Origin of the sequence: Microcoleus asticus IPMA8, assembly GCF_013179805.1 — a bacterium.
GTDB classification, from domain to species: Bacteria; Cyanobacteriota; Cyanobacteriia; order Cyanobacteriales; family Microcoleaceae; genus Microcoleus; species Microcoleus asticus.
The window spans coordinates 1-21448 of sequence record NZ_SRRZ01000103.1 but is presented as its reverse complement, the minus strand read 5'-3'; the positions used below and the strand labels follow the sequence as shown (position 1 = coordinate 21448).

General features: G+C 46.9%; 19 protein-coding genes. 10 read left to right on the top strand and 9 right to left on the bottom strand.

Features of this window, described 5'->3' with window-relative positions; genetic code table 11:
• Window positions 1–77: 77 nt before the first annotated feature.
• On the bottom strand, window positions 78–284 hold the full coding sequence (locus E5S67_RS23405) for a hypothetical protein (protein ID WP_172190766.1): 207 nt from the start codon (window positions 282–284) through the stop codon (window positions 78–80).
• A 553-nt stretch (window positions 285–837) separates the two neighbouring features.
• Here E5S67_RS23405 and urtA point away from each other — a divergent pair.
• Complete coding sequence (gene urtA, locus E5S67_RS23400) at window positions 838–3765, top strand: urea ABC transporter substrate-binding protein (RefSeq protein ID WP_172190765.1); 2928 nt, start codon at window positions 838–840, stop codon at window positions 3763–3765.
• A gap of 91 nt (window positions 3766–3856) precedes the next feature.
• Here urtA and E5S67_RS23395 read toward each other — a convergent pair whose 3' ends face one another.
• Complete coding sequence (locus tag E5S67_RS23395) at window positions 3857–4339, bottom strand: hypothetical protein (RefSeq protein ID WP_172190764.1); 483 nt, start codon at window positions 4337–4339, stop codon at window positions 3857–3859.
• Window positions 4340–4518: 179 nt separating this feature from the next.
• On the opposite strand from E5S67_RS23395, the gene uvrB reads away from it, so the two are divergent.
• Complete coding sequence (uvrB, locus tag E5S67_RS23390) at window positions 4519–6531, top strand: excinuclease ABC subunit UvrB (protein WP_172190763.1); 2013 nt, start codon at window positions 4519–4521, stop codon at window positions 6529–6531.
• 202 nt (window positions 6532–6733) lie between these two features.
• On the opposite strand, the gene E5S67_RS23385 is transcribed toward uvrB, so the two are convergent.
• The 4 genes from E5S67_RS23385 to E5S67_RS23370 form a co-directional block, all read right to left on the bottom strand.
• Window positions 6734–7060 carry a hypothetical protein gene (locus E5S67_RS23385; RefSeq protein WP_172190762.1) on the bottom strand — a complete coding sequence of 109 codons (327 nt, stop codon included), beginning with the start codon at window positions 7058–7060 and terminating at the stop codon, window positions 6734–6736.
• Between the two features lie 588 nt (window positions 7061–7648).
• Window positions 7649–8173, bottom strand: a complete 525-nt coding sequence (locus E5S67_RS23380) for a hypothetical protein (protein ID WP_172190761.1) — start codon at window positions 8171–8173, stop codon at window positions 7649–7651.
• Window positions 8166–8615: a hypothetical protein gene (locus tag E5S67_RS23375; protein WP_172190760.1), complete on the bottom strand. Its 450-nt coding sequence runs from the start codon at window positions 8613–8615 to the stop codon at window positions 8166–8168. The genes E5S67_RS23380 and E5S67_RS23375 overlap by 8 nt, the downstream gene beginning before the upstream one ends.
• A 103-nt stretch (window positions 8616–8718) precedes the next feature.
• Window positions 8719–9777, bottom strand: a complete 1059-nt coding sequence (locus E5S67_RS23370; protein WP_425487380.1) for an NADP(H)-dependent aldo-keto reductase — start codon at window positions 9775–9777, stop codon at window positions 8719–8721.
• 295 nt (window positions 9778–10072) lie between these two features.
• On the opposite strand from E5S67_RS23370, the gene E5S67_RS23365 reads away from it, so the two are divergent.
• The 5 genes from E5S67_RS23365 to E5S67_RS23345 all read left to right on the top strand — a co-directional run bounded on the left by E5S67_RS23365 (window position 10073) and on the right by E5S67_RS23345 (window position 17056).
• On the top strand, window positions 10073–11212 hold the full coding sequence (locus tag E5S67_RS23365; protein WP_172190759.1) for a DegT/DnrJ/EryC1/StrS family aminotransferase: 1140 nt from the start codon (window positions 10073–10075) through the stop codon (window positions 11210–11212).
• 149 nt (window positions 11213–11361) lie between these two features.
• The gene (gene crtB, locus E5S67_RS23360; protein ID WP_172190771.1) at window positions 11362–12237 is read left to right on the top strand and encodes a cyanoexosortase B; all 876 of its coding nucleotides are present in this window, start codon (window positions 11362–11364) and stop codon (window positions 12235–12237) included.
• Entirely contained in the window at window positions 12237–12956 is a 720-nt protein-coding gene (locus tag E5S67_RS23355; protein ID WP_172190758.1) for a cyanoexosortase B system-associated protein, read from the top strand. The genes crtB and E5S67_RS23355 overlap by 1 nt, the downstream gene beginning before the upstream one ends.
• Window positions 12957–13085: 129 nt before the next feature.
• Entirely contained in the window at window positions 13086–14666 is a 1581-nt protein-coding gene (locus E5S67_RS23350; protein ID WP_172190757.1) for a polysaccharide biosynthesis/export family protein, read from the top strand.
• Window positions 14667–14824: 158 nt separating this feature from the next.
• Window positions 14825–17056 carry a polysaccharide biosynthesis tyrosine autokinase gene (locus E5S67_RS23345; RefSeq protein WP_172190756.1) on the top strand — a complete coding sequence of 744 codons (2232 nt, stop codon included), beginning with the start codon at window positions 14825–14827 and terminating at the stop codon, window positions 17054–17056.
• A gap of 243 nt (window positions 17057–17299) precedes the next feature.
• Here the strand turns inward: E5S67_RS23345 and E5S67_RS23340 are convergent, their stop codons facing one another.
• A complete protein-coding gene (locus E5S67_RS23340) occupies window positions 17300–17578 on the bottom strand; it encodes a hypothetical protein (protein ID WP_172190755.1) in 279 nt (92 codons plus the stop codon).
• 445 nt (window positions 17579–18023) lie between these two features.
• Between E5S67_RS23340 and lpdA the strand changes: the two genes are divergently transcribed.
• Complete coding sequence (gene lpdA, locus E5S67_RS23335; protein ID WP_172190754.1) at window positions 18024–19460, top strand: dihydrolipoyl dehydrogenase; 1437 nt, start codon at window positions 18024–18026, stop codon at window positions 19458–19460.
• A 230-nt stretch (window positions 19461–19690) separates the two neighbouring features.
• Here lpdA and E5S67_RS23330 read toward each other — a convergent pair whose 3' ends face one another.
• Window positions 19691–19921 carry a HEPN domain-containing protein gene (locus tag E5S67_RS23330; protein WP_246276950.1) on the bottom strand — a complete coding sequence of 77 codons (231 nt, stop codon included), beginning with the start codon at window positions 19919–19921 and terminating at the stop codon, window positions 19691–19693.
• Window positions 19918–20244, bottom strand: a complete 327-nt coding sequence (locus E5S67_RS23325) for a nucleotidyltransferase domain-containing protein (RefSeq protein ID WP_172190753.1) — start codon at window positions 20242–20244, stop codon at window positions 19918–19920. Before E5S67_RS23325 ends, E5S67_RS23330 begins: the two co-directional genes overlap by 4 nt.
• 86 nt (window positions 20245–20330) lie before the next feature.
• On the opposite strand from E5S67_RS23325, the gene E5S67_RS23320 reads away from it, so the two are divergent.
• Window positions 20331–20654 carry a hypothetical protein gene (locus tag E5S67_RS23320; protein WP_172190752.1) on the top strand — a complete coding sequence of 108 codons (324 nt, stop codon included), beginning with the start codon at window positions 20331–20333 and terminating at the stop codon, window positions 20652–20654.
• 16 nt (window positions 20655–20670) lie between these two features.
• Window positions 20671–21060, top strand: coding sequence for an SCO4402 family protein (locus E5S67_RS23315; RefSeq protein WP_172190751.1), 390 nt, complete (start codon window positions 20671–20673; stop codon window positions 21058–21060).
• The last annotated feature ends 388 nt before the right edge of the window (window positions 21061–21448 follow it).

Genomic DNA, 21448 nt, shown 5'->3' with positions numbered 1-21448 from the left:
TTCTGCTTTGTACCTTCAAAAAGCGAGTGTGGGCAAGACCGCATCTTACCCACACCCTACAAAAATCCCTATGAGTTTTAATCTACCTTGTGAGGACATTCTTCATCTATTTTGTGCTGAAGCTCTTCTTTCAACTGTTCCACAGCGTGCATAGTTTGAGCATCTTTTTGTTTGTGATCGGTGAGGGATTTTTCTGTTTCCTCTCCGAGCAATGTTTCCCTGGATTTTGGTAGCGTTACTTGAGTTGCGGTGTCAGTATGGGTCGCGTTTTCTTCAATATTCATTTGTCTTGACCCTATTGTTGGTAAAATTTATTTTTAACAAGGCTAGTTACATTAACCTTATGTTTATAATAACGCTAATCTGGAAGCCTTCCCTCTGCCTGAAGATAGATAGGGAATAGACAGTATTTGGTAATTTTACAGTAAGAAAAATTAGGGAGACTTCCACCTGCCGGAAGAATGATATGGGAAAGGGATGAGTACGTGAGTGCGTGAAATTATTGATGACTCACAAGGCTATCCCCTGAATGAGTTGGGGAGAGGGGAGGGCGGGAGATGGGGAGAATTTTTCTGCGGCGCGCGCCTTAAGTGGTAAATGTTGTTGGATGAGGCTGTTTCGACATCCGTAAAAGATGAAGAGAGAAATAGGGGACTGGTTAGTGCAGACTTAAGTCTATGCTGAGAGTTTGACCGTTAAAATCCACAAGGTACAGCAATTCGCAAGTTGTGTGGCGATCGGGTTAAATAATCTGCTAAACAAGAGTTAGCGTCAAGGCTAACTTCCTGCCGGATGGAACTAAAATTTCTGTTATTAGTAAAAATTATCTAAAACCCTATGGGAGCAAGGAGCAGTAACCCCCTCGAAGCAGTCGGCCCGACTCGTGAGCCGATCAAAATAGGCGTTTTGCATTCGCTGACGGGCACGATGTCCATCAGCGAAATTTCTGTTAAAGACGCGACGCTGTTGGCTGTTGAGGAAATTAATGCGGCGGGAGGGGTACTCGGACGCCCATTGGAAGTGGTGATAGAAGATGGAGCCAGCGATTTGCAGACTTTTGCTCAAAAAGCTAAGCAATTGCTCCTAGAAGCGCGAGTGGCGGTGGTATTTGGCTGTTGGACTTCGGCGAGCCGCAAAGCTGTACAGCCGGCTTTCGAGCAGGGCAAAGGATTGCTGTTCTATCCGGTGCAGTATGAAGGGCTAGAACAGTGTCCGAATATTTTCTACACTGGTGCTGCTCCTAACCAACAGATTGTGCCTGGGGTGAATTACTTGCTGGCACAGGGGAAGCGGAAAATTTTTCTGTTGGGTTCGGATTATATCTTTCCCTGGACGGCAAATCTAATTGTGAAAGCTCAACTGGCGGCACTCGGGGGAGAGTTGGCGGGGGAAGTGTATCTGCCGCTGGGTTCTAGGGAAGTGGGCGAGGCGATCGCACATATCTTAGCAGTGAAACCAGATGCTATTCTCAACACTCTCAACGGCGACAGCAATGTGGCTTTTTTCCAAAAGTTGCGGGAAGCTGGCGTGAAACCCGAGGATTTGCCGGTGATGTCGGTCAGCGTAGCAGAAGAGGAAGTGCGGGCGATCGGGCCGTCCAATATTGCCGGACATTTGGTGGTTTGGAACTATTTTCAAACGGTGGATACACCGGAAAATCGTAAATTTGTCAAGGCTTATAAAGCCCGATACGGGGAAAATCGAGTCACGGATGACCCGATCGAAGCAGCTTATTTCGGCGTTTACCTGTGGAAGCAAGCAGTAGAAAAAGCTGGTTCGACAAATGTGGTTAAAGTCAGGGCGGCTGCTAAAAATATGGAGTTTGCAGCGCCTTCGGGCAAGGTAAAAATAGATGCCCAAACGCAACATACCTGGAAAACAGTGCGGATTGGTCAGGTGAGGTTGGACGGTCAAATTGAAGAGATTTGGAATTCGGGCGTACCGGTGCAGCCAGATCCTTTTCTCAAGGGCTATCCTTGGGCGGCGGCACTTGCCCCGAAGCAGATTTCTTTGGGAACTCGGGCTTCTTTGATCGGGCTGTTTGTCATCTTGGTACTGATAACTTGGATGGCGGTGGGAGTCGGGTGGATGGGTTCTGTGGAGATGAAGAACTATTTGCTGACAATAGAGGCTGCCTCAGCTCCGGCGGCGGGGGTTCCTGAGGCAGCAATGGCGGTGCTGGTGCAGCAAACTCTGGCTTTGGTGAGCCGCACTCAGCACTGGCTGCTGGGGGCTTTGGTTTTGAGTTCGATCGCGGGGATAGTGGGTTTTGTGTCGGTGTCGGCAATTATTCGGAATCTCGGCTTGCTGCGGCAAACTGCTGAACAAATGGCGAGCGGTGATTTGACGGCTCGATCGCCAGTTGTTTCTAATGACGCGATCGGGGTGCTATCTTCTACTCTCAATACAATGGCTCAGCAAATTAGCAATTTGCTCAACGGTTTGGAACTGCGGCAGCGGCAGCTAGAGGAACGATCGGGCGAATTGGAAGTCGCTAAGAATGCTGCAGAAGCTGCCAACCGGGCGAAAAGCACATTTTTGGCAAATATGACTCACGAGTTGCGGACGCCATTGAATGCGATTATCGGCTACAGCGAGCTGCTGCAAGAAGAGGCTCTGGAACTCGGCGAAGAAGAGTTTGTGATGGATTTGGCAAGCATTAATATGGCAGGCAAGCAGTTGCTCAGCATTATTAGTGACATTCTGGATATTTCTAAAATTGAAGCAGGAAAGATGACTCTTTTCTTGGAGACTTTTGAGGTGTTGAATTTGATCGAGCAGGTTGTGACTACTGTTCAACCCCTGCTAGGGAAAAATGGCAACACTTTGATCGTCAATTGCGATCCCAATATTGGCACGATCTACTCCGATTCGTCGAAGCTGCGGCAAGCGCTGTTGAATTTGGTGAGCAATGCTGCTAAGTTTACCGATCGAGGCAAAATTACTATTAATGTCTGGAAGGAAAAAGGGGAAGTTTTGCCGATCGACAATTCCGAAGAACTCTCGCCAGATCCTTCTCGGTGTCAAAAGCCTTCGATCGTTTTTCAAGTCAGCGATACCGGCATTGGCATGACTGAGGATCAGGTGTCGAGGCTGTTCGGAGCTTTCACCCAAGCGGACGATTCTACTACCCGCAGATACGGCGGCACCGGTTTGGGGCTGACAATTAGCCGGAAGTTTTGCCAGATGATGGGCGGGGACATTACGCTTGAGACCGAGTTTGGTTGCGGTTCTACTTTTACGATCGGGTTGCCGGCTGTGGTAAAAAGCCAGCAAGAAGCGTGGCCCGATCGAGAAATCGAAGAAATGGAGGCCGAGTCTTCCCAAGAGTTAGAGACGATTGCAGCGGGGACAGAAGCGAAGCAAAAAGAAGTGCGATCGCCAGCGCTGGAGCTGCCCGATGCTGCTACTGTCCTAGTGATTGACGACGATCCGGACGCGCGGGATTTGATGACCCGCTGCTTGTCGAAAGAGGGATTTCGGGTGCGATCGTCGGCTAGCGGCCAAGGGGGGCTTCTCTTGGCTAAGGAGTTGTTGCCGGACGCGATTATTCTGGACGTGATGATGCCGAGTATGGACGGCTGGGCGGTGCTGTCGGCGTTGAAAGGCGATCCGGATTTGGCTGATATTCCGGTGATTATGATAACTTTTTTGGACGACAAAAATCAGGGTTTGGAATTGGGAGCGGCGGAATATTTGGAGAAACCTTTAGATTACAAGCGCTTTGCTGCTTTATTAAGCAAATATCAGGGTGTGGGGAAGTAGTTAGTTGACTGTTGACTGTTGACTGTTGTTATTAGTTATTAGTTATTGGTAGCAGATAATAACTAACAACTAACAACTAACAACTGACTAATTAATCTAAGAAGCCCATTAATGCCGAGCTATCGTCAATTTCGTTTGAGGCAATAGGGCGGTTTCCTCCCATTGTGGAGTAAACTTCATCAATGTGCAGAGTGCTGATGCCAATAGGGCGGGCACCGGACATACTGAACATTTCGCTGACTTGCATGGCGCTGGAACCGATCGGGCGATTGCCGAGTGTAGCAACCACTTCAAAGTCGCTGGATTCGACTGGGCGATTGCCTACAGTGCCGTAGGTTTCGCTGAGGTGCAGGGTGCTAGTGCCGATCGGGCGGTTCCCCGAGATCGAGACGGTCTCGCTGATGGTAAAATCGTCTCGGCCGACGGGGCGGTTGTCATGCATGAGTTGCGGCCGATAAAGTTGAATTCCTGTTGCTTTGGCATCCGTGGGTTCTGTCGCTTCGCTTTTGGAACTTGCTTTGCCGCGGCGGGCGAGCGCTTTGCCTTTGCCTGTACCTGTGCTGCTCGTATCCATAATTCTTTTCCTCGCTTATTGCTGTTGATTGCTGGGTTCGGACAACTGCTTTTGTGGGCTTTCTGCTTTCTATTTCGGCCGATGATTAAAATAATATTACAAAGTCTAACTATTTTCTGAACGAATTGCAGTATCTCTGCATTTTTGTTAAAATTTATGGGTAATAGCTACATTTTCCTATGGTAACTGCGGCAGCATATTTTCAATTGCAAGCGCCCTTCCAGCCCACAGGCGACCAACCGCTAGCGATCGAGCAACTTGTCAAAGGCATCGAAGCGGGCGATCGATTTCAAACCTTACTCGGTGCCACAGGTACGGGCAAAACCTTCTCCATTGCCTCGGTCATTGAAAAAGTCGGCAGACCCACCTTAGTCTTAGCACACAACAAAACCCTGGCAGCTCAACTGTGCAACGAACTGCGAAATTTTTTCCCGAACAATGCAGTCGAATACTTTGTCAGTTATTACGACTACTACCAACCTGAAGCATACATTGCTGTCACCGATACTTTCATTGAGAAAACGGCAGCAATTAACGACGAGATAGATATGCTGCGGCACTCCGCCACGCGATCGCTCTTTGAACGCCGCGACGTAATTGTAGTTGCTTCAATTAGCTGCATCTACGGTTTGGGAATGCCCGCAGAATACCTGAAAGCTGCTATTCCTTTGCAAGTAGGAATGGAAGTCAACCAGCGGCAAGTTTTGCGCGATTTAGTCAACGTCCAATACACCCGCAACGATATAGATTTAGGCAGAGGCAAATTTCGCGTCAAAGGCGATGTTTTGGAAATTGGCCCCGCTTACGAAGATAGAATTATTCGCGTCGAATTCTTCGGCGACGAAATCGATGCCATTCGCTACGTTGACCCCGTAACAGGTAAAATCCTGCAAAGTACAACCGCTTTAAATATTTATCCAGCCCGCCACTTTGTGACGGCAGAAGATAAATTAGAGGCAGCTTGTCAAGGAATAGAACTAGAATTAGAAGACCGACTGGCCGAATTTGAAAAAGAGGGTAAACTATTAGAAGCTCAGCGGTTGGAACAGCGCACCCGCTACGATTTAGAAATGCTGCGCGAGGTAGGTTACTGCAACGGAGTAGAAAATTATTCGCGGCATTTAGCCGGAAGAAATGCCGGGGAACCGCCAGAATGTTTGATTGATTATTTTCCGAAAGATTGGATGTTGGTGATAGATGAATCTCACGTCACAGTGCCGCAAATTCGGGGGATGTACAACGGCGACCAAGCGCGGAAAAAAGTATTGATCGAACACGGTTTCCGCTTGCCCAGCGCGGCAGATAACCGCCCTTTAAAAGCAGAGGAATTCTGGGCAAAAGAGAATCAGTGCATCTTTGTTTCTGCTACGCCTGGTGATTGGGAAATGGAAATATCTGAAGGGCGAGTTGCAGAGCAAGTAATTCGACCTACCGGAGTAGTAGATCCGACAATTTTTGTGCGCCCGACGGAAGGACAAATTGACGATTTGTTGGGCGAAATTAAGGAGAGAGTAAGTCGGGACGAGCGAGTTTTGGTGACGACTTTAACCAAGCGGATGGCGGAGGATTTAACCGAATATTTGCAGGAAAGGGCGATTAGAGTTCGGTATTTGCACTCGGAAATTCAGTCTATTCAACGCATCGAAATTATCCAAGATTTGCAGGATGGTAAGTTTGATGTATTGATTGGTGTTAACTTGCTGCGGGAAGGTTTGGATTTGCCGGAAGTTTCGCTGGTGGTAATTTTGGATGCGGATAAAGAAGGGTTTTTGCGTTCGGGACGTTCGTTGATTCAAACGATTGGAAGGGCGGCGCGGCACGTTCAGGGACAGGCTATTTTGTACGCGGATAATTTGACGGATAGTATGGTTAAGGCGATCGACGAAACGGATCGACGCCGAGGGATTCAGCTAGCGTACAATAAGATGCACGGGATTACGCCACAGCCGATCGCGAAAAAGCGATCGAGTAATGCGATTTTGGCATTTTTGGATGTGTCGCGCAAGCTGAATTCTCAGCAGTTGGAGGAGGTTTACGAACAGGTAAACGAGTTATCTTTGGATGAGATTCCTCAGTTAATCGGGCGGTTGGAAGCGCAGATGAAGGCGGCGGCTAAGAAGTTGGAGTTTGAGGAGGCGGGTAAATTGCGCGATCGGATTAAGCATTTGCGGGATAAGCTATTGGGACATTAAGCTTTTTGTCCGGGAATGGAGGGGAGTTTTTAACCGCAGATGCACCCAGATAAAGGCTGATGAATTGCTGAAGTCTGCGACTTTGCAGAGTTTTTGCAGGAAAAACAGCAAAAAGTGCGATCGTATTAAGCATTTAGGTGAAGTGCGATCGCCCTTTACCATTGTCCTATTTTTTGGATGGGAAGGGCGATCGTACTTTCTATCAGATTCCTAGTCTGTCTGCTGCATATTCGCGAGCACGACAGTCTGCGTTTGATGAACCATCGTTATCCCAGTGATTTGGCTGCCAATCACGTTCGCGCCTCAAGTCATCTATTTCTTGTTGCTGTTCAAGGACTTTTTGCTCAAAGGATTGGATAGTTTTATCCTTAGCTTTGATAGTTTCATCCTTTGCTTCGTTTTCCTCAAGCAGACTGCGGTTCCACTCCGCCAAAGCGCGGTGTGACTCCGCCAAAACAGAGAGGGTTTTCTTAGTCCGCTGAAGGTTGGTGTACAACGACTCGCATTGTGGAGTATAATTATGGGACATATATTTCAAAAGTTACGTTAACTTGTGGTGGTCTGAAGTTGAGATGTCAAACCACCGTGAGTTTGCTAGCTAAAGCAAGGCCTCTGTCTGAATCGTTACTTCAGGCGGGCCTTTTCCGTATCAGATATGATTTGCTATTGCAAAAACTACAAGACATTAAAGCGTTGTCTTTCTTACACTTGGGAATGTGAGGAAGTTTTGTTTGAGCTTGTATTTTAAGAATTTACCACTCGTTCGTTGAATTGTCAAGCGAGCAATAAGACCGTTTGTTTCCTTTATTACGGAGATTTAAACATCCGATTGCCCACATCCGATGCCACTTTAATCTAATACGCTTGAATAACCGCATATACGGGGCTATGGGTAAAGTGGATGCCAACTCAACCTCAATTTGCCGACATCCGATGCCGCTTTAATCTAATAGGCTTGAATAGCGCGGTATACCGGGCTATGGGCAAAATGGATGCCACAATTAACCTAAATCTCTATTAAGAATTGAAACGTGAGTGAATTGATTGCGGGCAGATAGGGCAAGGGTTTCAGAAATATAAAAACAAGGTCGATCGCCGAAAACACCACCCCAACCAACTACTTGCCTAATACCACAGCATCCGTACTGCTAGCAAAAGCCGGACGAATAAATTCCTCCTTCTCTTCCAACGTGATGTAACCTTTATCTACAGCTAGCTGCATCACTTCCTCAAGAAAACCTCTCAGCACATCTAATACTTGAGTGCGATCGAAATCAAAATGCTTTTCCCAGCAGGAAGTTCCAAACTTCCTCAAAGTACAGCTAATGCGATCGTCCCTGGGAAGCAACCTAATCATGAACCAACTCTCAGGAAAATCTATTGATATTTTTTGACCTTGCGATAGCTTAGCAATTTCCTGTGGAAAGTTATTCTCTATCATCATGGAAATATCTAAATCTAAAAATACCTCTATTTTCTCCTCACCTATTTCTATTAAAACTTTATGGTCGAATTCAAAGCAGAAACTTCGCCATCCCATTTCAAAATGAGAAAGCTCTCCCAATGGATCTTCAGGAGGCTCTGCGTAGTTTTCTAAGAAACGCTCGGCTAATTTAAAATTAAATTTTTGACTGCTATTCATCGCTGCTACTCCTACTCCTATTAAATTTTCGTAGAATTACCCCATCTACTATAGGATAACCACAATTCAGAGTTCCATCAATATTCCTTTGAATAAAAGCGCGACTAACGTTTTCAGTTATAGTTCGATTGGGATGGTAAACTCTACCAATAGGACGCTGAAACTCAATGATGTATTGACCTCGATATTTAGGTACTAATTGCTCAGCTATTATCCAATCCTCTGAATTTAGCCATTGTCCTTGGTCATCTTTAGTGCTTGCAGCTCTTCCCATAAGTTCATGGGGTTTAAGTTGGGGGCCGTGATGACGAGCAATATGGTCGTAAGCTTTCGTTGATTTAGGATTGTTCCATTGGGGTTCTGTTCCTCTACCTGTCCATTCACAGCCGCTGCCAACTTCTACGCTTGAATCTATTATATCCTGTTCTATAATTTCTGCCACTTTGGTATTTTTTTATTGGTACAACATACATCATATAAAAAAGCGGTAAGTTGGGCGAAGTGAAACGTAGGGTTCGTTAGCTCAACCCAACCTACTAATAAACTTACGGTGTCGGATTGGGATACTTAGCGTGCACCGCATCGATTTCCGCTATGATCTCCTTATCCAAATTCACCTCCAAACTACCGATATTTTCCTCCAACTGTTCGAGACTGGTTGCACCGATAATTGTGCTAGTTACAAACCAGCGCGATCGCACATACGCCAAAGCCATCTGCGCCGGACTTATCCCATGTTTGGCCGCAATCTCAACATACGCTTTCACGGCATCATTCAGATTAGTTTTATCGTAACGCTGACCAAATCCCGCAAATAAAGCCAACCTAGAATTTTCGGGAATTCCATTCAAGTATTTACCCGTTAACAGCCCAAACCCCAAAGGACTGTAAGCCATCAATCCCACATTCTTAAAACGGCAAGTTTCTGCTAAATTTAGGTGAAATGTCCGATTGCTCAAACTGAAAGCATTCTGAATCGAAACAACTTTCGGCAATCCGTGTTTTTCCGCCAAGGTGCAAAACTCGCAAACTCCCCAAGGCGTCTCGTTACTCAAACCCAAATAGCGGATTTTCCCAGCTTTGATTAAGTCAGCAAATACCTCTAACTGTTCCAAAATCGGCACTGTTTCGTGCTCTTGGGCGATGTCGTAATCCGGCGCACCAAATAGCGGCACGTAGCGATCGGGCCAGTGGATCTGATACAGGTCGATGTAGTCAGTTTGCAAGCGCTTCAGGCTGTCATTCAGGGCTTTTTCGACATTTGGGCGATCGATCTGATTTTTCCCTTCCCGAATCCACTTTAATCGAGTGCTTCTCCCCGCAACTTTAGTAGCTATAATGACTTTATCCCGCTGCTGCTTCGCCAACCATTCGCCGATATATTCCTCTGTTTTACCCTGAGTTTCCGGTTTTCCAGGGACGGGATACATTTCTGCCGTATCGATAAAGTTGATGCCTTTATCGATCGCAAAATCGAGCTGTTGGGCCGCTTCTACAACGGTGTTCTGCTGGCCGTAAGTCATCGTACCCAAACAGATTTCAGATACTGATAAGTCGCTGTCGCCGAGTTTTTTGTATTCCATGATTGCGATTGCTTGCTGCAAAATTATCTGTTTCTATCTTACCGAAAAACTTTCACATGACTTACGAAAGAGAGCAAAAAAACCCGGTTTATCGTTGTCACATTCGATATCGGATGACCAAATAACGTAACAAAACCGGGTTTTTGCGTAAGTCCTGTTTCATTTATTTGATTACTCACAAAAAAGTACGTGAAGCGCAGCTATTCCGTAAAAAATCTCCCTTTTCCCTGTTTTACTCTGCGCCCTCTGCGGTTAAAATATTTTAAATGCTATCCGCACTAAAATGTTAATATAAAGAATTATGCCTCGATAGTTTATGAGTAACCGCCCGCCCAAAGTTCCGTTTGTAAACTTTTCCTTGCAACACCAACCAATCCAATCGCAAATAGCAGCAGAAATTGGAAAAATTATCCAGAAAGGAGACTTTATTTTAGGTCAAGCACTCGCGGAATTTGAAACAGCATTTGCAGCAGCTTCTGGAGTAAAATACGGCGTAGGAGTGGCTTGCGGAACTGATGCGATCGCTCTGGGACTCCAAGCTTGCGGCATTAATCCGGGCGACGAAATTATCATGCCCGCTAACACTTTTATCGCCACCGCGATCGCCGTCCTAGAAGCCAAAGCTATACCTATTCTTGTAGATTGCGACCCGGAAACTGCCCTGATTGACCTTACAGCAGCCGAAACAGCAGTTACCTCAAAAACTAAAGCAATTATCCCCGTACACCTCTACGGTCAAATGGTATCGCCCCGGCAGCTTTTAGATTTTGCGAAGCGCCACGATTTGATCGTATTTGAAGATGCCGCCCAAGCGCACTTAGCCGAAAGAGAAGGATACCGCGCGGGTTCCATTGGGAAAGCAGCAGCATTCAGCTTTTATCCCAGCAAAAACCTCGGTGCTTTTGGCGACGGCGGGATGTTAATTACTAACGATGCAGAGCTCGCAGAAAAAATGCGAACTCTCCGCAATTACGGAGCACAAAGCAAATATTTACACACAGAAATTGGCACCAACAGCCGCCTCGACAATTTGCAAGCGGCCGTGCTCAATGTTAAATTGCCTTATTTAGAAAAATGGAATTGCGATCGCACCGACGCCGCCCAACACTACAATACTCTACTAGAACCCTTGAAAAACAAAGGTATTGTACCGATCGCCAACCACAGCAGCAGCGGTCACATTTATCACCTATATGTTATCCAAATTACTGAGGAAAGCTCGATCGACCGCAACACCCTTCAGGAAAAACTCGCCCAAAACGGCATTCAAACAGGTATACACTATCCCGTACCTTGTCACCTGCAACCCGCCTACCAAAACTTAGGCAATCGGGGCGACTTCCCCCGCGCCGAAACCCTGTGCCAACAAATTTTATCATTGCCAATGTATCCCGGATTGAGCAATACTCAGATCGAGCAAGTTGTTCGGGCGATCGTACTATCATTGAATTGCTAACTGTTCGTAAAACTTATGCTGCAGGTGTTTCAAGCAGTAAGGTGCGGTTCTCAAAGCGTTTTTGTGGGAAATTAACAATTCTTTAACTGACAGTTCAAAACCCCACACCGTTGCGAATCCAGCGCGGCAACCTCAAAACTTCTCAAACCATGCACATCCAGCGCCGAATTCGCATTGTTTTCAAGCGATACCTCCTGGGGGAAGGTATCGCGGTACTCCTAGTGCTGCTGTACGCCCCCCTGCTATTACACTGGTACGACGGCTGGCTCAACAAAAATATCAGCATCGAACACGAATATTTCAGCCACGGACTAATTGGTTTGCCCTACGCAGCTTATATTGCTTGGATGAACCGAAAGTGCTGGCGCCGGTTGCCCAACTCACCGCATCCTTTGGGAGGCTTTTTGCTGGTACTAGCCACCCTTTTTTATCTGAGTCGCTTGAGCGATTTAGTAAATTTATCCTTTCCCGTAATGCTAGTCAGCATTTGCTTATCTTTAAAAGGAATTCCCGGCTTGCAATTGCAGGGGATGCCGCTTTTATTCGTATTTCTCGCCTCACCAAACCACATTCCTTACCTCATAGAACCCTACGCCTTGCCGTTGCAGCAATTCATTGCTGAAACATCAGGCTTGATATTAATTAAGGTTGGTCTCAACGTCAGAGTGGAAACAATTTATCTCTACGTAAACGATCGCATTGTAGAAGTTGCTCCTCACTGTGCAGGCTTAAAAATGCTGTTTACCAGTCTTTACGTCAGCCTAATGCTGCTGGATTGGACAGGAGTTTGGAGTTCCCATAAAAGAAGCCTTTTGTTTTTAGTTAGTACATCTATCATTAGCATCACTTCCAACATTTTCCGCAACACTTTGCTAACTTACTTTCACGGAACCGAGAGAGAGGGGCTTTTTACTTGGCTGCACGCCGGATGGGGCGGAGACTTGTATTCTGCTTGTATACTAGGCTTATTGGTACTTCTCCTCAACGGGGTAGAAAAGTATTTCCCAAGCAAGTCTGGCAATTAATGAAACAGATGATTTCAGCACGGAAACTACTGCGGCGGTATCAATTATCTAAAATTATGGTACTGGTGTTTTTGCTGGTATTAGTTGGGGCAGTAGCAATTCCGGGCTACGGGACAGGAAGGTGGCCTTGGACAAACCCGCCACCAGTTGCCAACCTCAATCAATTGAAAAGTTTGCGCCAAAATGGGATGACAATTCCCGGGTGGCAGGTGATCCGCGTCCAGAATAACGTCCAAATTGGCGGTCACAGATGGTTAGTTGAAGAAATTAAAAACGATCGAACAATTGCTATTTTATTGCTGTTGCCTCAAAATAGCCCCAAAAACCAGCCTCAAGTAGAATGGCTAGACCTCGATGGATTTCACCGGTGGCAAACAGATTCTCATCGCACTCTGAGGTTTACAGTTAAAGTAGCGCCAATACACGACCAGCCACCGCCTAATGTAGAGACCCGGTTTTTCCGAAGCTGGACTCCCCAACAAACTTTTGCTGTCATGCAGTGGTACGCTTGGCCTAACGGAGGTTCTCCAACAACCAGCCGCTGGTTTTGGGAAGACAGCATTGCTAGACTGTCGAACCGCCGCGCCTCTTGGGTTGCTGTCAGTATCATCCTTCCCATTCAACCGCAGGGCGACATTAACAGAGCTCAACCCTTGCTCGAATCTCTCGGCGAAATTGTACAGGCTCAATTAATGGCAGAAACTTTTCGCTTTGAGTAAGTAGCTAGGTGCAAATAAATCGGTCTACGGGGTGGGCGGGTTTTGCCACAATAAACGGCCTCCTAGTAAATATCCGGCTTCAACCCGCCCCTAAAATATCTTATTTTTTTTTCGCGTCGCTCTATTTAGATGAAACTTAAAACTCAGCTAATTATTCAAAATATTTATGTTTTTAATCCTCTCAAAATGCCAGTAAAATCCACAATTAAAAATCGCGTCGCTGTTTGCTTGGCAGGCTGGTATTCAACTGCTTGGACTCTATCTTTTGCTGCTGTATTATGGGGCTTTAACAACAAAATTTTTTCGGAAATTGCTTTAGCTCAATCTGTTGCTCCTAGTTCCCCGCGACTCGTGCCGCCACCGCCATTGCGCGTACCGCCACCGCCGCCTGCGAATTTCAACCGGGATATTAACCCAGCTTTTCGGAATCGACCCTACCGCCTGGGCCCGGGAGACCAGATTTCTGTTCAAGTTCAGCGCTTCCCAGAGCTAGGTTTTACGGGTGCAATCAGCCCTGAAGGGGTAATTGTACTGCCGCTAATCGGAACAGTAAATGTGCGCGGTCTTACTGTCGAAGAATCACAGCAGCGCCTCCGGGAGCGCTTTGGCCAATTTATCAAAAATCCTCAAGTCTCGGCTGCTTTGCTGGTTCAGCGCCCCGTAGTGGTAACGGTGACGGGGGAAGTTGCCAGACCGGGTTTTTATCCGCTGCAAACCCCCCAGCTTCCTGCGGCTCTGGCGGCTGCTGCTGGGACTACTCCTACGGCGGAACTGCGGGCGGTGCGGGTGCGGCGGACTCTGCCGGGAGGTGCTGTCGCGGAGCAAGTTGTTGATATTTTGACACCGCTGCAAACTGGTATTGCTCCGCCGGATTTGCGTTTGGAAGATGGAGATGCGATCGTCGTACCGTATAAACAGGTTACGCCCGATCGCAAATCCGATCAAGATTTAGCATCCAGGTACAGCCTAGCTGCTGCCGCTGTCCCCATCCAAATCACTGTGACCGGAGAAGTCAGCAAACCGGGTTTTTACACGCTTCCGGCGGGTTCTGGTCGAATTTCGGCTGCTTTGGTGATTGCGGGGGGAGTCACGGGAAAAGCCGATTTGCGGGAGGTGCGAGTGCGGCGGACGCTGATGGACGGCTCGTCGGTGGAGGAACCAATCGACCTCTACACTCCCCTAGCAAACGCTAACGATTTGTTCGATTTTCCTTTAGCATCGGGAGATGTGATTGTCATCCCGGAATTGGACGCTAGTACCAAAAACCTAGACTACGACAAAGCTCTTGTTTCGCGGTCTACTCTGATTAAGCCGAGGATCTACGTTCGAGTTTTGAGTTACGCTAGTGGTGGTTTGACCTCGTTCTACGTAGAAAATGGCAGCAGGTTTTTGGATGCTCTCAACAACTTGCCTGTTAATCTTGCTGACTTGCGGAAAATAGCCCTGATTCGGTTCGACGAAAAGCAAGGTAGAGCAATCAACCGTTCGATAGATGCTAAAGCTGCTTTGGAGGGCAATGTTTCTCAGAACCCGATGCTCGAAGATAATGATGTGATTGTGATTGGTAGGAATTTGGTAGAGCGCATTGGTTATGTAATCAATACTTTTACTCGACCATTCCGGGATACTTTGGGATTTATTCTGTTCTTTGAGCAGTTGAGAAATGGGGTAACAGATCTGTTCGGACCGTCACGTAATAATGATAGGTAGTCAGACTATTTTCGATTTTCGATTTGAGATGGGGAATGACTTATGCGATATGGGTTTAGATCGCAGGCCGAAAGTTCTAAGGTTTTTGGGAATGGGTATTATTTGTCAGCAATCATTAGTTATCGTTAACAATCTAAAATCTAAAATCTAAAATCGTCATGACTTTATCCGTTGTTAAACGTTATTTAATTGCTTTTGACCAATACAAGTGGGTGGGACTGGCTACTCTCGCGGTGACTGTGGGCGTGTCGGGAGTAGTGGCTTTGCAGCCAACTCCGCCGCCAGTTTACGTTGCTGCAGGTACGCTGGCCTACCGTAGACCGAGCGTGATTTTTTCATCGACTACTACTAAAATTCAACAGGAAGGACAAGAAATAACTAAAGATATGCTGCTGGATAAAAGGGTGGTTGAAGCAGCAGCGAAAAAAGTAAATGTTTCTGCTAAAAAGCTGGCAGACAGCGTGCAGGTAAAGATGCCGAGTAAGAATAATGACCCCAGCGCTTTGATTCAAGTATTGTACAAAAATGTCGATCGCAAAAAAGCAGAAGCGGTAGTAGAGGCGATGATGAAAGAAATGGTCGCTCGCAGCCAAACTATTAATACTTCTAGATTGCGAGAAACGATCGCCCAAATTAACCAGCGCTTGCCGAAAGTAACTCAGGATCTCAGAGAGACGGAAGCAAAACTTGAAGCCTACGAAAAACGAGAAGGAACTTCAATTTTAGCAGCTCAGAGCGGTGTACTGCCGCAAGCGATTACCAGCAACCAACAGCAGCAGCGACAACTCCGCGTGCAGTTGGGAGGAGTTGAAGCTCAAATGAAAAGCTTGCAGGATCGCTTGGGATTGAATGTGGAGCAAGCTTACGTCGCTCAAGCACTCTCTGCCGATCCAATTATTGCGCAACTGCGAGTGCAATTGTTTTCGCTCGAATCTCAGCTCAAAATTCTCCGCAGCGACTTGCAGGAGGAACACCCAAAGATTGTAGAATTGGTCAAACAAAAACTTGTTTTTGAGCAGCAGTTGCAGCAGCGACAGTCTGAGGTGCTTGGCGGTAACGGGGTGGCGGCTCCGCTCAGAAGTGCCGATCGAATTCGGGTAGACTCTTCTTTAGACCCGGCCAGACAGCAGTTAGCTCAAAGTTTGATTGCTTTGCAAACGCAGCAGGATATGTGGCAACAGCAACTCAAAGGAATCGAGAAAACTGAACAGCTATTACGCCGGGAACACGCGACAATCCCCAACAAGCAGTTAGAACAAGCCCGCTTGGCCCAGCAAGTGGCGCTGAAAAAAGCTCTCTACGATAAGATGCAGTCGGCTTTGGTAGATGCTTCGGCGGCGGTAGCTGAGACAACGGGGAGTTTGACAATCGCCCAACTTCCCAAAACGGATGACGTTGAGTCAAACAAGAGAGGTTTGCCCGTGATGCTGGCGGTGGGAGGATTTGTGGGATTGCTGCTGGGCGGCGGGTTGATATTTTTGTTGGGGATGCTCAACGGCAAGTTTTACAGTTGGGAAGAAGTGCGGGCGGCTTTGGTGGAAAAAGAGGTGCCGATACTGGCAGTTTTGCCTGAAGTGACGATGTTTGATTATTCCTACGGCGATGAAATGCCGCTCGCCCTGGCGGCAAATTCTCCCTATTTGGAATTTTACGAGCGGTTGCGCACTAATTTGCGCCGGATCGGGGACAAACCGGTGAAGGTGGTGCTGCTGACTTCGGCGGCAGGTTTGGAGGGGAAAAGTTTTAGTGCTTACAATTTGGCAATTGCGTCGGCTCGATCGGGTAAGCGGACTTTGTTAATTGAAGCAGATTTGCGATCGGCTTCTAACGTTGAATCTTTGAAAATCGCTGCAGATCCTCTGGCGGCGGTGGAACCTTTGCACTATTACGGCAATATTAGCGAGTGCGTATTTTTGGTTCCCGAGGTAGAGAACCTATATGTGGTACCGAGTCCGGGCTTTTTGCGGCAGGCCTCTGCCGTACTCGAATCGAGCGAAATGCGGAGATTGTTCGACGATGTTCGCAACCGCTTTGATTTTGTGGTTGTGGATTCTCCGGCGTTGAGCGAGTGCAACGACGCGCTGACGCTGGAACCGTACACAGACGGTATGATTTTGGTGGCGCGGCCTGGTTACACTTTGTCTAGTATGTTGTCTGAGGCTGCCGAGCAGTTGCTGGAATCTGACGAGGAGGAGTCGCATAAATCCGGCCCGCGGCTGTTGGGAGCAATTATTAACGGTGCTGATATTGCGGTGAAGTTCCGCAATGATATTGAGGAATTCGACTTGCCTTTGAGTGCGATCGGCGATCGGGCGATCGAAGTGCGATCGAGGCAATTACCGCAGCAGTCAAAGCCTAAAAACAAGGCTATTAATAGTAAATTGAGCTAATTTATGTGGCTTGATTCTGGTAAAGCAATCCTCAACGAAATGTGAATATATTGTAGGCTGCAACCTAGGCAGCTTAAGCCGAAAGCAAAGTCAAGAGCCAGTCGATTTTAGATTTTAGATTTTAGATTTTAGATTTAAAAATTGACTCCACAGATGAATCTGGGAGCGGGAAATTAGGTGTAAAATTTTTCGCTTGTCAACAGTCAACAGTCAACAGTCATTACTTGAAAATGTGTCATCGCACTATTGATTCGATTCCGGCCGTTTCTGGTGTTTCTTCTGGATGAACTGTTCCAAATCGGCGATCGCATCTTCAAAATCAGACAAATTAATTTTCGCAGGTCTAGTCTTCTTCGGCGGACTCGAAGACTGACTCGAAGACTTAGCCTGAGGCGGTGGAGATTTAGGTTGTGCAGCTTGACTGCTGTTCGATTCTATAGAATCGAACAATTCATCAAGCGACTCAAAAAATGATTGAGCCGAGGCCCGGCGTAAATCTTTCTGGTCGTCGTCATCCGTCATAAGCCACTCCATAGGGTCTAAAATTTGCCAACAAAGTCTGTCCGCCCCGGCGCGTGCAGATATTAGACATGAAAACCGACTAAAACAAGCAGGAGGACAGAATTTAACCGGGCGATGGGAATGCCTGTGGCTGAACTTGCTGCCCCATATAAAACCTGCTGCGGGCATAGTCAGCCTTCAAACTATATTTAACTCTACACCCGCCTACTGAGTGATTTGAGACTTGGTGCAGACCCAGCTCAAAATCATTGACCCTGAAAAAATCTCAGTTACGGCTCTTTCGTTGTCTAATTAACCCTAGTCTAGTCGAGAATAAGGAAACAGGACTTGCGCAACTATTACCGCTGTTCAAGGGTTGCGATGGCAACGCGCCAGCTCGAAAGGACGGACAGACGGTGTTTTTTGCTTGAGTCCTAAGATTTCAAAGGCATTAGGAGATTTTAAGGTGACTCAGGGATTTGATTACGATTTAGCAATTATCGGCGCTGGCGTGGGCGGACACGGCGCGGCCATACACGCGGTTAGCTGCGGGCTGAAAGTGGCAATTATCGAAGCGGGCGACATGGGCGGGACTTGCGTCAACCGCGGCTGCATTCCCTCTAAGGCGCTGTTGGCGGCTTCCGGGCGGGTGCGAGATTTGCGGAATGCCCACCACCTGAAGACTTTGGGAATTCAATTGGGGAGTGTGGATTTCGATCGCGGGGCGATCGCCAATCACGCTAATACTATTGTTAGCAAACTTCGCGGCGACTTGACCAACAGCCTCAAACGTTTGAACGTCGATACTATCCAAGGTTGGGGAAAAATCGCCGGTTCTCAAAAAATTACGATCGAAACGGATAAAGGCGAGAAAACTATTACCGCCAAGGATATTATTCTCGCTCCAGGTTCGGTTCCCTTCGTCCCCCCCGGGATAGAAATTGACGGCAAAACTGTATTTACCAGCGACGATGCTGTCAGGTTGGAATCGCTGCCGAAGTGGATTGCAATTATTGGCAGCGGTTATATCGGTTTGGAGTTTTCTGATATTTACACAGCCCTGGGCTGCGAAATTACGATGATTGAAGCTCTAGATCAGTTGATGCCGACTTTTGACCCGGATATTGCTAAGTTGGCAGAACGAGTGTTAATTGCACCCCGCGATATTGAAACAAAAGTTGGGTTGTTGGCGAAGAAGATTATTCCTGGTTCGCCAGTAATTATTGAATTAGCTGATTTCAAAACTAAGGAAGTTGTCGAAGTTTTGGAAGTTGATGCTTGTTTGGTAGCAACTGGTCGGGTTCCGGTGAGCAAGAATTTGGGATTAGAAACTGTTGGCGTGGAAACGATGCGCGGTTATATCCCAGTTAACGATAAGATGCAGGTTTTGGTGGCGGGAGAACCGGTGCAAAATTTGTGGGCTATCGGCGATGTTAACGGCAAAATGATGTTAGCGCATTCTGCGTCTGCTCAGGGAATTGCCGCAGTAGAAAATATTTGTGGCCGTGCCCGCGAAGTTGACTATTTGAGTATCCCGGCGGCGGCTTTTACTCACCCGGAAATTAGCTATGTGGGGATGACGGAACCTGCCGCCAAAGAGTTGGGGAAAGCTGAAGGGTTTGAGGTAGCTTCTGTCAAGACTTATTTTAAGGGAAATTCTAAAGCTATTGCTGAAGGGGAAACCGACGGTACGGCTAAGGTGATTTACCGGAAAGACACTGGGGAGTTGTTGGGAGTTCACATTTTCGGTTTGCACGCTTCGGATTTAATTCAGGAGGCGGCAAATGCGATCGCCCAGCGCGATTCTGTTAACAATTTAGCATTCCGAGTCCACACTCACCCGACGCTTTCGGAAGTGTTGGATGAGGCGTTTAAACGGGCGGCTGGAGCGGGTAGTCATTAATCTTTAGGGGCGGTGCTCTTGTTTTATATCCCCGACTTGTTGAATAAGTCGGGGATATCGGTATACTGTTTTAGGGCGGCGGTAGAGTGCCGATCGCATTTTGGGCTAATTCGAGAAATTGCTCGCCGCAGTTAATTTGCTCCGCAGCTTGCTCGACAGTGACAGTATCAAGTCCCCCGTAATCCCCACTATTTCACAAGTCTTGAGCATCGATTAAAAATCTGTGAAACTCAGCAGGAAGTCTTCCTGTACGGGGCAAATTCTCGGCCAAAAGCTCCAATCACTGCGGCATGACTGGAAAATGACATTCCTTCGCCATCTAAAAATGCCTCAGCAATATAAAACATGGCATAATAAGCGCGAGATGCTGCATAATCTGGGAAACCATTATTGAGTAATAGCCTTGCCGCCGATAGACTTTGACGAGCTTTCAGGAGCAAGTCTAATTGTTCTGGTTTCATAAAGCTATTCCCTCTTTACGAATGTTCCTCAATAAAGGCCCGTTGTAGTGCGTAAATCGCTGTTCGTCCATAAACAAACAGCTAATGACTTCATCATTTTGGAGCGACAAATCGGCTCGAATGTGGCTGGTTCTTTTAATTTCTTCGCCTGGGTTTACTTGCCCTTTGAGGACGACTAAAATATCAATGTCAGAGTCGGGGCGTGCATCGCCTCTGGCTTGGGAACCGTAGATCACCATTTGGGTGAGGCGATCGCCGTAGAGTTGCTCGAAGTGCGATCGAAGTTGCATCAGTATGTTCTTAAGTTTATCGTTAATGCTCATATTTGTTATAAATTATTTAAGGTCGATATATCCTCTGTGCTAAAATTGCTGTCTAGGAACAGGATTAAGCATAAACCAGGTGCGAGGTGATTTCAAGTCAAGATTGGACAGTCCCAGAAGCAGCTAGCCAGAAAATACCCGAATCCTGGGGCGATGCACAGCCAAACAAAAAGAAACCAGGTTGGCGGTGGGGAGATCCAGCAAATCAGGGAAATGGGGTGAGGATTGACAGAGGGGATGCAGATAGCAGTTTTCCTTCTCAGCAGGTAGACCACGTTATTCTTAGAAAAGACGGTCAAGTTATCGGTAAAAATGGTCAACCCATTGCAGGTAGCATCAAAAATAATCCCACAGAAGCTCACATCCCTTTAGATGAATGGTTGCAGTGGCAAACCTGGTACGCACCTTAGTAAAGGAGAAAGTTGTATGGTAAAGTATCCCAAAATGAGAGAGGAGTTATTAGAAACTCTCCGAAGTTTGGCAGATAGAGAATATCAACATAAAGCTTGGCTAGAGAGCGATTATCCGCCCGGTATTGAGTGCGACAGTTTTGATGAGGCGGTTCATTTTCTTTACGACGATACAGTGCTGGCAGAAAACCCGAATGCGGCAATCGGAGTAATTATTGAAGATGAAAAAGAAGCCCGTTTGATCTCAGCAGTTTGTCAGGCTATAGACTTAGTTTTTGAGGCGTTGGGGACAGGAGTTTCTGATGAGGAGTATATTAAATCTTCTGAGTGGACAAGCGTAGTTGAGGCGGCATCGAGAGCGTTGCAGTGGATGGAAATTCAATCGCAGGAAGCGGTTAAGGTTTAAGTGAAAGTGCGAGCTACAAAGCGAGCGCACTTTAATCAGAACCTACTGACTATCCCTTGTCTTATGAATGGTTGTCAAAGCGGTAAAAATCTCCTATGCTGTTGGAGAAACAGAATGAGTGATACTCAATAAAAGAGCGATCGCACCTCAATAATAGAAGGGCGATCGCTCCTATATGACCAGCACTTTAGCCACCAGATGATGCACACATAAACACCGTTTCTTTACTACCTCCCTTTTGCCCAGCCATACAACAAGCGAATGTTTGATTACCGTCTTCAGGCTTGGTGGGAGGAAATATATAGCGATCGCAAATCATTCATAAATCGATCGAGGGTTCGATCGATCATTAGTTTCATGAGAATGTTGGCTCAAAATCACCAAACTT